Annotated in this window: 9 protein-coding genes; 2 read left to right on the forward strand and 7 right to left on the reverse strand. The window is 36.7% G+C overall.

What is annotated here, in order from left to right:
* Nucleotides 1-49: 49 nt before the first annotated feature.
* Nucleotides 50-727, reverse strand: coding sequence for a cold-shock protein (locus BN2144_RS07335; protein ID WP_187366981.1), 678 nt, complete (start codon nucleotides 725-727; stop codon nucleotides 50-52).
* 821 nt (nucleotides 728-1,548) lie between these two features.
* Here BN2144_RS07335 and BN2144_RS07340 point away from each other — a divergent pair.
* A complete protein-coding gene (locus BN2144_RS07340) occupies nucleotides 1,549-2,577 on the forward strand; it encodes a CdaR family transcriptional regulator (RefSeq protein ID WP_033827597.1) in 1,029 nt (342 codons plus the stop codon).
* Between the two features lie 98 nt (nucleotides 2,578-2,675).
* On the opposite strand, the gene BN2144_RS07345 is transcribed toward BN2144_RS07340, so the two are convergent.
* The gene (locus BN2144_RS07345) at nucleotides 2,676-3,815 is read right to left on the reverse strand and encodes a glycerate kinase family protein (protein WP_033827598.1); all 1,140 of its coding nucleotides are present in this window, start codon (nucleotides 3,813-3,815) and stop codon (nucleotides 2,676-2,678) included.
* A gap of 97 nt (nucleotides 3,816-3,912) precedes the next feature.
* On the reverse strand, nucleotides 3,913-5,214 hold the full coding sequence (locus BN2144_RS07350; RefSeq protein WP_033827599.1) for a GntP family permease: 1,302 nt from the start codon (nucleotides 5,212-5,214) through the stop codon (nucleotides 3,913-3,915).
* A 605-nt stretch (nucleotides 5,215-5,819) separates the two neighbouring features.
* Between BN2144_RS07350 and BN2144_RS20725 the strand changes: the two genes are divergently transcribed.
* Nucleotides 5,820-6,944 (forward strand): LysM peptidoglycan-binding domain-containing protein, encoded by a 1,125-nt coding sequence (locus BN2144_RS20725; protein WP_050632245.1) that lies wholly within the window; start codon nucleotides 5,820-5,822, stop codon nucleotides 6,942-6,944.
* 430 nt (nucleotides 6,945-7,374) lie between these two features.
* Here the strand turns inward: BN2144_RS20725 and BN2144_RS07360 are convergent, their stop codons facing one another.
* From BN2144_RS07360 to BN2144_RS07375, 4 genes are all read right to left on the reverse strand, one after another.
* Nucleotides 7,375-8,580, reverse strand: coding sequence for an SEC-C metal-binding domain-containing protein (locus BN2144_RS07360; RefSeq protein WP_050632246.1), 1,206 nt, complete (start codon nucleotides 8,578-8,580; stop codon nucleotides 7,375-7,377).
* A gap of 488 nt (nucleotides 8,581-9,068) precedes the next feature.
* The gene (locus tag BN2144_RS07365; RefSeq protein WP_033827601.1) at nucleotides 9,069-9,776 is read right to left on the reverse strand and encodes a lysozyme inhibitor LprI family protein; all 708 of its coding nucleotides are present in this window, start codon (nucleotides 9,774-9,776) and stop codon (nucleotides 9,069-9,071) included.
* Between the two features lie 231 nt (nucleotides 9,777-10,007).
* Nucleotides 10,008-11,366 (reverse strand): Nramp family divalent metal transporter, encoded by a 1,359-nt coding sequence (locus BN2144_RS07370; protein ID WP_033827602.1) that lies wholly within the window; start codon nucleotides 11,364-11,366, stop codon nucleotides 10,008-10,010.
* 274 nt (nucleotides 11,367-11,640) lie between these two features.
* Nucleotides 11,641-14,487, reverse strand: a complete 2,847-nt coding sequence (locus BN2144_RS07375; protein WP_042337714.1) for an Ig-like domain-containing protein — start codon at nucleotides 14,485-14,487, stop codon at nucleotides 11,641-11,643.
* Nucleotides 14,488-14,709 lie beyond the last annotated feature (222 nt).

Here is a 14,709-nt window from a genome sequence, read left to right on the forward strand (position 1 = left end):
GGAATACACACTTCAACGTTTCCAGGTGCCAGACCCCCTGGTAGATGGATTAGTTATTTACTAACTCATTTAACAGTGCTAAAGTTTCCTCTATATTAATATCATCCTCAAAAAATTGATAATTATCATTTTGGTAGGTTGTAATGTATAAATACTTTCGATAGACTTTTTTAGCTTCACCCTCATCGATGCGTGTATATCGATCATTATCTTTTACAATCCCTGTAACCGTTTTGACTAGAATGTAAGGTAGCCTGTATTCATCATGGTCATAACTAAATTCATTTCCCTTTATGGTGACCTTATTAAATTCTTCTTTTGGCACGTCTTTATATTCACTAGTTTCAAGATATTTGTCAGGTAATAAGAGTTTTTTAAATAAATTTCTACCAGCCATATCTTTTTTTTTGACGTATGCTGGATTTAACTTAAATACGGGTGCTTTTATTGCTTTCATACGAGTACTTTGGGAAACGCCAAACTCCTTAATATTTGAGACTTTAATATTCGTATGATGAACAGAAATAAAATTTGCTCTATTTCTCTTTAACACTTCTATTTTCAGACAGGTCAATCCCTTTTCATTGCTATGCGGTTGGAAATTTACGGAAGAGCCTATAGAAATATCCCCATCATTTTCTACCAAATTTGAAATATGAAAAAAACGGCTTTCTCCATTTTCATCTGATATAAAGCCATATCCTTTCTCGTTAAAAAACTTCGTCACGCGACCTCTCATTTTCTACAACTCCATTCGATAAAAAACCTTTATTTTTTAATTATAGCAAAAATCATTGGAGATGAATGGGTTTTTTTGGAAGCAGGAAAGCGGGGGTGGGTTTAAGGGGTGTGTTTGTCCCGTGCTAATTTGTTATTCAATCAAACGTTTGATTGGATCGGGCGGTAAGCCTTGATTCCAAGGGATTTGTCGATTTTCTGACCGCGTGATTCGACAAAAACCTACTCATATGGGTCTTTTCTTTTTGTTTAGGAAAAATTATATTAAGGAGATGGTATTATAATAACGTTCTTCGTTTCTTAGGTAGATGGCTTTTAATAGGTCTGGAAATGCTGATTAATCGATATGATGAACAGTAAAATGACCATGACTTACATGTAATCCTCAATTCGTACATCTTTTCTACTCTAAAATGGTGCTGGGGAATCTCCTGAAGTTTTATGAATTTCACTTTTTACACTTTTCATATGATACATTGGACCCGAAAAGTGGAATGTACCATCACTACGGTAATGTGTTAAAATGTACAATATTTATGATATAAGATATAGTTGTTAAATATGAATATCAACTGTTTCGAAAAGTGGAAGAAGCGAACGGACAAACTATCTACTTAAATAGCAGTATTAATTATATGTTTCTTGATTTGTTCCACAGTTGTTTTTTTCCGACAACTCGTAATTTTTTCAGCTATTTTATTTAATAGTTACTTTCTCCATTTAAAATCTAATATTGAGTCATGCTTTGCTAAAATAATGTAAAGCTTATTAAGACAAGCACGTGAAAACCGTTAACAAAGGGGATTTTATATGTATCAATTAACAAAGAAACAAGCACAACATATTGTGGATAAAATGATGGAAGATATACCATATAACATAAATATTATGGATGAAAGTGGAATTATTATTGGCAGTGGTAATAAAGAACGGATTGGTACATTGCATCATGGAGCGGTGGAGGCGATTAAGCAGGGAAAAATAGTAGAAATAGAGCGTGATGAGGAATTTGTTAAAAAGGGGATAAACTTGCCGATTAAAATGAATGACGAAATAATTGGAGTGGTTGGAATTAGTGGGGAAGTAGAGGAAACAAAGCCATTTGGGAATCTAGTTCGATCTACGTTTATGTTACTAATTGAACAAAGCACTGCCATGGAGAAGGAAAATCGCCAAGAAAAAGTGAAACAGGAATTTTTTACCCGAATCATAAACCATGAAACTATGTATACGAATGAATTAGTTGAGCAAGCAAAAATATATGAAATTGATTTATATAAACCGTCACAAGTCGTTTATGTGGAAGCTTCTGAATGGATTGATGAAGTAACAACAATACATGTCCCTTGCTTTAAACCTTCAAACCGTTCACTCTGTCTCATCCTACAGGAATCGAATGTAATAAACAAAGTTATTGAACAGATTAGAAAACAACATCCAAATGCTTACATATCAATAAGCCTTATGAATGATAAAATTGCAACCGGATATACTGAGGCGCAATCTGCTATACGAGTTATAAAAGGGTTATTACCGAATAAAAAAGTCATTTATTATGAAAACTGCGAATTTGTCGCGGATATTTCCAACTTTCTCAAGAATAACCAAAGGCTCGATCGGCTCACCCATTTATTGGAGAAACAAATTGATTTAGTGAAAACCATTCAAGTTTACATAAGTACAAACTTAAATGCGAATGAAGCTGCCGATATGTTAAATATTCATAGAAATACGTTGAACTATCGATTAGACCGGATTCATGCACTAACGGGAAAGAATCCGAAAAATATTGTCGAGCTATTGGAATTATTGTTTATGCTTATTTATCGGGTTAAGTGAGAAGATTTGCTTGACGGATGGGGTTTGGCTAGAAAAGCTTCCGTGTTTATAGAAAAAGGTCCTGTCGTATCAAATATACGCCAGGACTTCATAACACTTTACTTTAACAATCTCGCAATACTTTCTGCTGTTCGGGCCACATTTTCTTTTCCTTGTTTTAATAATATTTCAAGTTCGGCTGCTCCTGGTACGATACCAAAAATTGCATCGAATCCTTCTTCATACAAAACTTCAACATCTTTCCCAATGTAACCAGCTAAAGCAATGACTTTTATTCCATTGTTAACACTTTTCGTAGCTTTGGCGACACCGTATGGGGTTTTGCCGAATTTCGTTTGAAAATCAATGCCACCTTCACCAGTAAAGCAGTAATCGGCATGTTGTAGTTTTTCTATTAAATTCGTGTGTTCAATGACAATTTCGATACCTTTTTTCATCGTTGCATTTGTAAAAGCAAGTAATCCTGCGCCAAGACCACCAGCAGCCCCTGCACCTGGTACATCTAAAATATCAATGTTCAGTTGTACTTTCACAATCTCTGCATAGTGCCGAAGATTGTCATCAAGAATGTTGACCATTTCTGGAGTTGCTCCCTTTTGCGGTCCGAACACAAGAGAGGCACCATGTTCGCCGCATAATGGGTTCGTTACGTCAGATGCAACTAAAATATGGACATCTTTTAGTTGTGGCAAAACATTGGTTGTATCGATTGTCGCGAGTTCACCTAAAAATCCTCCACCAAGTTGTAATTCCGCTCCATTTTTATCGAGAAATTGGTAGCCAAGTGCTCGTGCCATACCTGTACCACCATCATTTGTTGCACTACCGCCAATACCTAAAATAATATTGGAAATTCCTTTTTCCATACAATCTTTCATCAATTCGCCGGTTCCGTAAGTTGTCGTCACGAGTGGATTTTTTGTTTCTTTCGTGACATATTGAATGCCGCTAGCTGCTGCCATTTCGATAACGGCTGTTTTTCCGTCACCGAGAATTCCGTATGTTGCTTTTACTGGTGTGCCTAGTGGTCCAGTTACTTCTTTATCAATAAATGTTCCACCTGTTGCATCGACGAGTGATTGGACCGTACCTTCACCGCCGTCTGCCATTGGAACGTGAATACATTTGGCATCGGGAATGGCTCTTTTAATGCCAAGTTCCATTGCTTCACATACTTCTTTTGCTGTCATACTCTCTTTAAACGAGTCTGGCGCTAATAAAAATACTTTTCCCATCATGAACACCTCGTTATTTTTTAAATGCTTGAACACTGTTGTAATGTCTATGAAAACCATATTTTACAGTAGCTACTATTTAGATAAAGGAGAAAAAATTTTATAAGATAAATCCGTATAGAATTGTTGCGATAATTGTCATTGTTAGACCGACAATGCTTTCATATAAAACAACTGTCATCCGATCTTTCATACTCATTTTCATGGCGTTTCGTGTAACATGGAAGTACGTACCATGTGGTAAATGGTCGATAACTGTTGCTCCTGCATGCGTCATAACTGCTGCTGCTAATGGGGCAACTCCTGTATTCAATATTGCATCTGAGAAAGAACCGGTAGCTAAAATAACACCTGTTGAAGTCGAGGCTGTAGCTGCTGCCATTAACGTACCGGCAATTGGTGCCAAGAACACACCGGAAATCCCAGATGCATCAACAAGGGCAACGACTTTCTCTGGCAAATTAGAAGCTGTAATTAGCCCCCCAATCGCACCGGCACCGATAATAATTAAAATTGTAGGGGTCATCCGATTAAGACCAGCCGTACAGTAATCTAATATTTGTTTTCCTTTTCCTAAGGTAAAGGAACCAATAATCGCTGCAAATGGTAGAATAAATAAGGAATCAATTTTCAGATTTTCTAAAAAGTCAACACCGAGCAGTGCACCTACTGGACTGATCATTAGAAGTAAGATTGCGATCACCGGTGTAATTAACGCTTTTGAAAGTGCTGGTAAGTCGTCTGTATTTGCTTGTTCTAATTCACTTGCCTCGGCATCTGTTACCTTTGTTCCTTTGTACTTAATGAGAGAAGCAAGAATAACCGTTACGATGACCCCAAAGATGGCAGGAATAAATCCACCGAGCATGACTTGGTTAACATCAAGTTTAAAACCACCAGCTGCTGCGATTGTATTCGGATTTGGTGAGATGATGTTTCCGGCTTTCCCACCACCAGATAGTGCGACTAAAATCGCCACTTTTGAGTAACCCATTTTATTAGCAACTGATAAAGCAATTGGGGCAACAATTAGTACGGCAACGGGAATAAAGACCCCAACCGCTGTAATAATCATCGTTGCAAGTGCAAGGGACAGCATTGCTTTCGTACCACCAAGTTTATCAACAATGACTTTTGCGATCGTTTCTGCTGCACCGGATTCCATCATGACACCAGCGAAAACACCGGCGGCGATAATCCGGACAACGGTTCCCATGACGCTTTGTGTACCGGATATTAGTATTGAAACGGCATCTGTGAAACCAGCTCCACCGATGAAGGCGCCTACAATTGCTCCTAATATTAAAGAATATGTTGGTGCTAATTTAAATAAGATCAAAATAATTGCTAATAAAAGTCCACTTAACGCACCAATCCAGCTAATATCTAAAATTCCTTCCATAGTTCATCCTCCTAGCTCTTACTTTCATCATTATTAGAATAGATAATTGAAATAAGCTTTATTTGTTTGCACAGTGAGTATTTTCTCAAATAGATTTGTATTGTTGCATACTTTATTGTAAAAACATTTAAAGGAAAGTGCCTTCAATGAATACGATTTCATTATATAATTTTGTGCACTTCTGAACAATTGGTAAAACGACAGACTTTTTTAGTCATTTGCACAATTATTATCAGTAACGAAAGTAGAAAATTTGTCCTAACCCCCTGTACTTGAAAATAGTTTTTTCGGTGAACTACGCATCTGTTATAGCCTAAAGGACCCGCAATCGCCAAGTTTTTTGTATAGGTTGAGTTGTAATTTAGAAATATATCGAAAACTAACGTGACTTCTAGTTGTGAGTTGTTGACATGGGCTTGCTAGGCTGTAATATAGATAAACAATCGTCGAGTAGATGATTGGCGTTAACTTCAGCAACCCATTTACTATAAATCTTGTAAACTTAGTGTAATCCTTGAAATGTTTTTTTAATGGATATGAAACTTCAAATCCCCAATTCCTATGGTAAGCTTGAGATGGAAGTTACATAGGAGGGAATTGACAAAATGAAAAAAATAGCTGTTACCGTTGCGGCGACTATTGCTAGTATGGGTATTTGGACCTCAGCTGCATCTGCGGAGGAAGTTGTCGTGCAGAAGGGTGACAATTTATGGAGTCTAGCAAGAAGTCATCAAACGACCGTCGATAATCTATTGACTTTTAATAATTTAACATCTGATGTGATCCACCCTGGGCAAGTGTTACAAACAAAATATATACATACTGTTACAAAAGGTGAATCTCTTTGGAGGATTGCACGCCAGTATGGTACTACTGTTCATGAATTAAAAGCATCTAACGACTTAACAACGGATTTGATTACGATTGGACAAGTTTTAACTATACCTGGGGTTGACGCGGCTGATGTAGCAGCAACCCATTCAAGTGTGGGTTCTTCTAATGGAAAACCTATGAAATATGAAACTTCGAATAAACAGGTAAAGAGAGAGCAGTCGCATCAATTAGAAAAACAAGCGGAGGCAGTGAATAGTACTTCAGAGAAAGCATCCGCAGAATCCAAACAAGAAGAAGTGCAAGTGAAAGCAACGAATGATACTCTAGAAGAAAATTCAGCTCGGGCAACAGATGGAAAAGATACAGAAATATCAACTGAGAAAACAAATGTACAAGCTTCCGAGGAAGAATCAGCAAAGAATCCGGATTCTACCATAACAAACGAACAAACGGAAGCCCAAGCAACTAAGCCTGAGAAACCTGAAGAAGAGGATCAAACGAAGGTAGTTGCTAATCAAAAGGAACAACCGGTAAATTCAAAAGAAACTGACAAAGTAAGAAAGGATCCTGTGAAAAAAGAAGCAACTCAACAAAAAGAGACATCTGTAAAGACGATTAAGGTTACCTCAACTGCATATACGGTTAAAAGTGCAGGGGGATCTGGCGTTACAGCAACAGGAATTAATTTGAAGAAAAACCCGAAAGTGAAAGTAATCTCTGTGGATCCTAAAGTGATTCCACTTGGTACGAAAGTGTATGTAGAAGGTTACGGTCATGCGATTGCTGGCGATACAGGTGGAGCAATAAAAGGCAAGAAAATTGATATTTACTTCCCAACCGAAAAGCAAGCAAGAAACTGGGGAGTCCGTACGGTTGAAGTGAAAATAGAAAAATAAACATATGACTATGAGAAAAAAGGAGAAGTGATTGTGGCTTCTCCTTTTTTGGCTGCAATGAAAGGATAAATATCCAATTTTTACTTACCTATACGTATAACCGCACAAGGACGGCTTGGGAGCATTACATCAAAGTCGAAAAAAAGTTATAGACGGCCAAATTGCTAAGAAAAAGACGAAAACGGTCATCTAGAAAGGTTCTAGACGCTCATCTCATGGCCAATCGAATTGAAGGTTGCCTAGTGGTAGCGAATTTAAAGTAGAAAAGTAACCTATCCTATCCCTGGCCGAGAAACGGATGGTTACTTTTCTTATTTGTGACAATAGAGGTTGTCTGGTTTGTAGGAAAATGAAAGCCTAAAAGCCTCGTATGTTTCGGTATCAATCATTAAGTGAGTCTTATGGCATTCAGTGTCTAAAATCGTTTTTCCTACACTATTCCACAACATTTTTTGTACTTTTTCCCACTACCACATGGACAAGGGTCGTTTCTTCCAACTTTTACTGTTGATGGTATGGAATCCTGAGTCATTTTTGGACTAGTTGGGAGAGGATTCAAAAACTTTTTCTCCTTCTCGAATAATTCAGTTGATGAGTACCCTTTAAGAAACCATTGTCTTGTGTTGTTTGCAAGATTCGTGATAAAGTTCATACAGGTTTGTAAAGAATCTAGATCGTCAAATTCAAGACGGGATTGTAAGATATGAAATAATTCTTGTGGGTTTTCTCCTTCTTGAACAGTGTACACACAATCTTGGATAATTTCTCTTGCTTCGTCCTTTGTTATTTCATAGGTTTGTAGTAGATAGGTTAGGAATGCTCTCGAACTTTCATTCCATTCGGCAAAGTCTGGCTTTCCTGCTGTTAGTAACTGGTCTTTTGTAAATGGATAGTAATCGACACTTCTTCGCATCGTTTGTTCATTGATAATTGTCTCAGAGTCCCTTACACGGTAATGGGTTAATCCATCCCGATGCCAGTCAAATTCTAGGTAATATTCCTGCGCAAGGTGAAGAACTTTTAAACATTCAAATTTGTTCACTGGTTCTTTCATATATTGTTCTAGTTTTTCAAAAAGCATCTGCATGCTCATTACTCCATAATAGTAAAGCATTCCTTGTGTAAGTAAAATCCACTGAGTGTTTCTTTTTATGATTGCAATAACTTTTGCATCATTAACAATTAACGTAAGGGGATCAATTAGTTCTTTTGGAAGTACCAATGTTTTCTTTCCTTTATGTGTTCCGAAGAAAATAAAACCGAGCGACTGTAAAATTTTTAATTTATCCAAATCTAGATTAGGATCTGTCATTACTCCTTTTTGGCGGACCATCGTTTTTAAAAGAGAAAATTGATTTTGGTCCATATTGAGGATGAGATTTTTTACATAAAATGGAATAGAGCTTTCTAACAAATGAATGAGATCCGCTTTGTTTAAACTACTAGCATTTTTCAGGTTGAGTCGTTTTCGAATGTGACTTAATTCTTCTTTCGTATATCTTGTAAGTCCATCCGCTAGGGAAATTGGTAGTTCTATTTCTTGCCAGAACTTCTGGTACTCACTTACCATTTTATTCATCTTTTTTTTCATTTTATCTAGTATGACCCTGTCTTTGGTTTCTTCTAATTTTTCCATTATATTCACCTCACTAGGGAAATTGATCGTTTTTATAAAAGGATTTCAAAATGTATATCTTAGGGCTGGGGTGTAAATTGTCCGTGTACGGGTAAAAATTGCCCAATTTTCTTAATCTTTGCCAATAGTCGGTCTGGAAAAGCTCATGGATGAGTAAAATGGTACATATGAAATTTCTTAGCTTTCCATCTGACAAATAGGATATAGTTAGAGCAGTCTTTTTCAACAAAATTGCCAATATAGAAGAATCTAATTCTATTATATTGGATAACATTCATCATTGCCAAAAATTCACTAAATCATACGTCATACAAATATGTAATTAAACTCCTTTTATCACTTATAACAAAGGAAAAAGAAGCAGCGATACTTCTGCTTCTTTTGGATAGTAAAACATCTTTCTCTTATCTTTGAAAACTTGAACGATTCAATAGGAATTTCCCTTACTAGTTAGAGTGAAAATAGAGCCCAGGTAAAAGTTCCTAAGCCTAGTGCATATACTTTGCAACTAGTTCGTAGCATCTCTCTTTTGTCAAACTTGCTTGTGTCGCTACATATTCTAACGATTCATAAGAGCCACCTTTATACTTTTCGGCTGATTCTTTAGCATCTTTATCTCGTAGTGTAATCCAGTTTCGTTGTTCCTCACGTAAGTTATTCATTTGTTCTTTCGTGAGCTGTTCTTTTAGTATCCCATAGATTTTGTTCAGTTCAGCGTCCCACTTTTTAAACCGTAATTCCTCTTGTTCCACCATATTTTTCATTGTTTTTCCATCTTCGGTATTTCGATCTGCCTCTTCCATTTCATTAAGTTTTTTGAGATATTGGTCCTTTGAAATATTGGTCTTATTGCTTTCACTTCTTGATGTTTTTGTATTTGATTTAGTGGATGGTTGGGCTTGATTCGTTTGTCCCGAACGGTTTGTGCCGGATGTGTTCTCTACTTGATTGGTTGTTCCATCGTCATTTTGAGCTGATGAGCTTTCTTTACCATCTGCATTTTGGTCAGAGTTACTCGAACTAGCGCTGTCTTTTGATTCTTGCTCCGAGTTGCCAGTTGCGTCATCTTTTGTATGTTGTGCTGTGGAAGATGGATCATTCGATTGAGTGGTTGACTCGTTCGTTTTTCCACAAGCAGCTAATGTCATTGCTGCTACGAGTAATAGTCCTAATGAAATCTTTTTTATTGAGCTCACGATAATCCTCCTTAAAAATTACACCGCGTAACAAACTATGGATTTTGAAAGCAGCAACTTATTATTGAAAAATCTCACTTTAGTATAACAGAATCCTGTTAGTTGTGTTCATAAATGATGATATTGAAATACGTTCCTTCTCTTTTAAAAACAATTCTAGCATGGATTGGATATAGAATTAGGTAACTATGATTTCAATGACTAGGTAAACTCTCTAAAATGGGAAAGGCTTTATCCTAGTTCATGGCCGGTAATAAATATATAAGAAGCTAAAAATACGTTAAGGACAATGATTAAACAGGTAATTGTCCATGCTAGGATTTTCGTCCACTTTCCATTTGCGAAATTTCCCATTTTTTCTTTACTACTTGTAAAGATTACTAATGGAACAATGGCGAAAGGGAGTTGGAGACTAAGTATAACTTGACTCCATAATAATAGCTCACCAGTTCCTTTAGCCCCGGCAATCCAAGTGACGATAAATGCTGGGATCACTGCAAGTAATCGGGTAATAATACGACGCAACCAAGGGGAAATTCGTAACTTGATAAAACCTTCCATAACAATCTGACCGCTTAATGTTCCGGTAATGGTTGAATTTTGACCCGATGCGAGTAAGGCGACAGCAAAAAGAGTACTGGCAATACCTACACCGACTGTCGGACTTAATAGTTGATAAGCTGCTTCAATTTCGGATACGTTTAGTCCCTTGCCATAAAAAGCCGCTGCTCCTAATATTAAAATGGCTGAGTTAATTAAAAAGGCAATAGATAAGGAGATGGTCGAGTCCAAGATAGAGAATCGAATCGCTTCACGCTTGCCTTCTTCTGATTGTTTAAACTGTCTTGTTTGAACAATCGATGAATGTAGGTATAGATTGTGCGGCATGACGGTTGCTCCTAGAATACCGAGTGATATGAAGAGCATTTCTGAATTGGTGACGATTTCTGCTTTTGGAATATATCCACCAAGTAATGAAGTGATTTCTGGTTTTGAAATAATAACTTCAAAGACAAATACGCTAAAAATGGTGATCATCAGTACAATAATGATCGACTCAATAATTCTAAACCCTTTTTTCTGCAAAAGTAGTAATAGCAACACATCAACTGTTGTAATGACAATACCAACAAGTAATGGAATTTTAAAAAGTAAATTTAACGCGATGGCTGAACCAATCACTTCGGCTAAATCTGTTGCAATAATCGCGAGTTCGGTTAATATCCATAGGAAAAATGCCGTTTTCGGACCCGTTGCATCTCTTGTCGCTTGTGCTAAGTCTCGACCTGTTACAATCCCTAATTTCGCCGATAATGATTGCAATAACATGGCCATTAAGTTTGCAATAAGGATAATACTAAGTAAAGAGTATCCGAATCTTGCACCACCAGCAATGGAAGTAGCCCAATTCCCTGGATCTACATAACCAACAGCTACTAATGAACCAGGGCCAGCAAAAGCAAAAAACTTTTTCCAAAAACCTCCGTTATGTGGAATTTTTATTGTATGATGAACTTCCTCTAGACTCACATTGTCACTATATCGTAACCATCCTTGTGAATCATGTGAATTTTTTTTATCAGCACCCATGTTTCTCACCCCTTAGACATGTGGACAAGTAAAATAAAGTTTCCCTTGTGCAACTTTTATCGTAAAAAAATATGCCTTTAGTTTTTTTAAAAGTATACACCTGCTTAAAATCATACGTCAAGGTAAACGCAATAGTTAAAGAATTGGGTTTTATTGGGGCTGCCATATTGTGTTGATGTGAAATAGAAAACGACCCTTCTTATAAGTGGTCGTTTTCGTCATAGCTGTTCCTTTTTTGTATAGGAACAGAGGTTTCTTTCCATCGACAATTTATCTATCTAACTTTCACACTCCTCGTTTTACTTTTATTCCCTGCTTTGTCTTTTGCGTAGATTTTTAAGGTAGATCTTTTTTTCTGTTTCTTTATATGAACAGTGTAGTTGCCTTTTGAACTTGTTGTTCCTTTACCAATATATTTATTACCGTTGTACACGTATACGGTTGAACCCTTTTCCGCTTTTCCAGTCACCTTTGTTGATTTTGAAGTTACGGTGCCTACAGTTGGCGTTGCCGGAGGGGTTTTGTCGGCAACTTTAAATGTTTTTCCTTTACTTGTGTTCCCAGCTTTGTCAGTAGCATAGGCAGTTAATGTGGTGCCCGCTTTTTGTTTTGACTTAATTTTCACCGAGAATTTGCCATTATTCGTTGTTGCAGTGCCGAGAAGGGTTTTCCCATTTTTAATGGTGATTTTAGAACCGTTTTCGGCTTTTCCGGTAATTATCGTTTGGTTGTCACCGAACGTGTTAACAGAAGGAGGAGCCGGAGCGGTTTTATCAGTGACGATAATCGTTGAACCTTTACTTTTATTTTTCGCTTGATCGGTCGCGTAGACAACAAGCTTGGTCCCAGCCTTTAGCTTGTTTTTTAAAGGAACGGAAAAGCTTCCTTTACTATCAGCCTTGCCTGAACCGATGATAGAAGATCCGACCGTAACAGTAGTGACTGCACTAGGTTCAGTGGTACCAGATACCACGGTGCTCATATCACTAACACTGTTAACTTTCGGGCTAGCAGGTGCAGTCTTATCTTTAACAGTAACAGTAGCTACTTTACTGTTTGACGGGCCTTTTGTTGCGTATACTTGTAACTTTGTCCCAGCTTTTTGTTTTGCAATCGAAACGGAAAAATTGCCTGTTGTCGTTGAATTTGCCGAGCCAATTGTTTTTCCATCCTTTGTAATCATAATTGTCACGTTTGGATCAGCTGTTCCTTTGACATTTGTATCACTATCGCCTACTTCGCTGACAGTTGGTGTCTTTAGTATAGGAGGCACGTTTTGTTGTTGTGCTTGAAGCAACGTATACGTAATATCTGTTCCTTTATATGCTGGGATAGAGAAGTCACTTTCTGATTGTAACTCTCTAACAATCGCACCGCCGCCTCGTAAGTTTTTACTACTACCGTTATATAGCTTCACTTTAATATCGTTAAAAGTCGGATCACCTTTAAATCCATAGAGACCCGTTTTTTCTTTTAACACAAGTGCAGCGCGATAGTTCGTCATCAATTTACCAAATGTAAGATTGTTGCTTATATATTTATTGGCAATCGCTTCAATCGCTCTGTAATCATTGTAAGGCTGATTAATTATTTCCTTAAAAGTTCTATCTCCAATCCCTGTTTGAGCTTTTACATACTGCATAAATAAGTAAGATAAAGAATAATTGGCTAAAACATCACCATACTCGTCCCAATAAAGTAATGAGTGGCCGTTTGTAATACTTGAATCTTCATTATAATAACTAATCCGATGATCTAACGCTTTGCCTAAATAAATTTGTTCAGCCGCCATGGCTAAGCCTTCATCCATCCACACATCCATTTGTTCCAACCCTTGGACGAAAACTTTTTGATTAAAATTCACCATATGTTGAAATTCATGAGCTAATGTGGAATAAGCTTCTGTAACATCTTTTTTCGAACCAGTCCCCATAAGTGGGTATGTATCGATGTAAAATACTTCTGAACGATTGGAATATTTATCATCATATAAATCCAGTGGTGAAAAGTACCCAGCAACATAACCACCATAATCGCTAAAGCCATCTTGAATATCATAACAAAGAATGTCTAGTTTTCCGTTTTGATCAATATCTGATGGAGTTCCAAAATTGTTAACAACTGCATTGAAAATTTTACTATCAAATTCCTGGCCGAGCTTTTTTGCATCATCAGCAGTAATTTCATTATTATTTACCCAAATATTGGAATGGGTACCGCTGTAGAGCAAGGTTGCTGGTCTCGAAGAATAATAGCCAGTCTTAATATTATAAACATAAAAGGATTTTGTATCTCCTTCTTTGTATAATTTTTGCACTGCTCTAGCATTTTTCTTTAGCGTTCGATGGGCATATATTTTCGTATCAAATGGAACGACATAATCCATTCGATAGGCATCTTCTTGTAAATTTTTACTAGAAGCATAGGCGTCATTATTAATCGCAAAAGTACCGGTGCTTTCGCTAGCATCCCCATTCGTTGATTCATTGCTAATTAGTTGGTAGTATTTTGCACTTGCTCCACTGCCTGTATTATTCTTATAAAAAGGGTTGGCAACTTTAAAATAAGAAACATCGGAATAATATTCATCGTATTTACTTTCAGATATGCCTACACGAATATACATGTATGGATCATTTTTGTAGACTGCTTTATCAATAATTGTGCTAACTTTATTTGTGCCAGTGTAGTACGATAAGTCGATATCACGGTAGCCAACAAAGTGTAATGTTCCGTTTTTATTTGTAAAGAACTCAATGGTCAAATACTCGTCTCTCGTTTTATCGTTTGAACTTTTATGTAATATATTTATCAACATTTCAGATGTGGAGTATGAAGTAGTCGACTCGTATGTTAAAGTATGTTTTGTATCTCGGCTATCGGTAAGTGTGGGGATGTTTTTTCCCGGATTGATGAGTAGATAGTCGTTTGGATTTTTAAAATCATTCATACTTGTTTTGTCTTTAAGCTTAGGTGTTGCTAAATTTAGTCTTTCTTGCAGTTGCTCAGTCTCTTTTTCATTGTTTTGCACTTTCGGACTGTTGGCAAAAGCCCCACTTGGAAGCCCGAGTAAAAATAGACAAACAATAAATACATTGAGAAATCGTGTACTTTTTGACAAGTGAACTCCTCCTAAAACTCGAATCAAGCTATCTTTTGGGCTATTTCCTAGATTTAAAGAACCTCTTTTGGCAAATCATTTGCTTCTACTAGAGTTCTTTTTCTGTCTGGAATATTCCCTATCTCTTATATGACTATAGTACTATATTCCTTTTAATAAATGATAGATATGATTGAAAATTCTTCTTTTTATTTTATGAAAAATCAAATTTTTGATAAAATG

The organism is Bacillus andreraoultii (assembly GCF_001244735.1).
Taxonomy (GTDB): domain Bacteria; phylum Bacillota; class Bacilli; order Bacillales; family Caldibacillaceae; genus Caldifermentibacillus; species Caldifermentibacillus andreraoultii.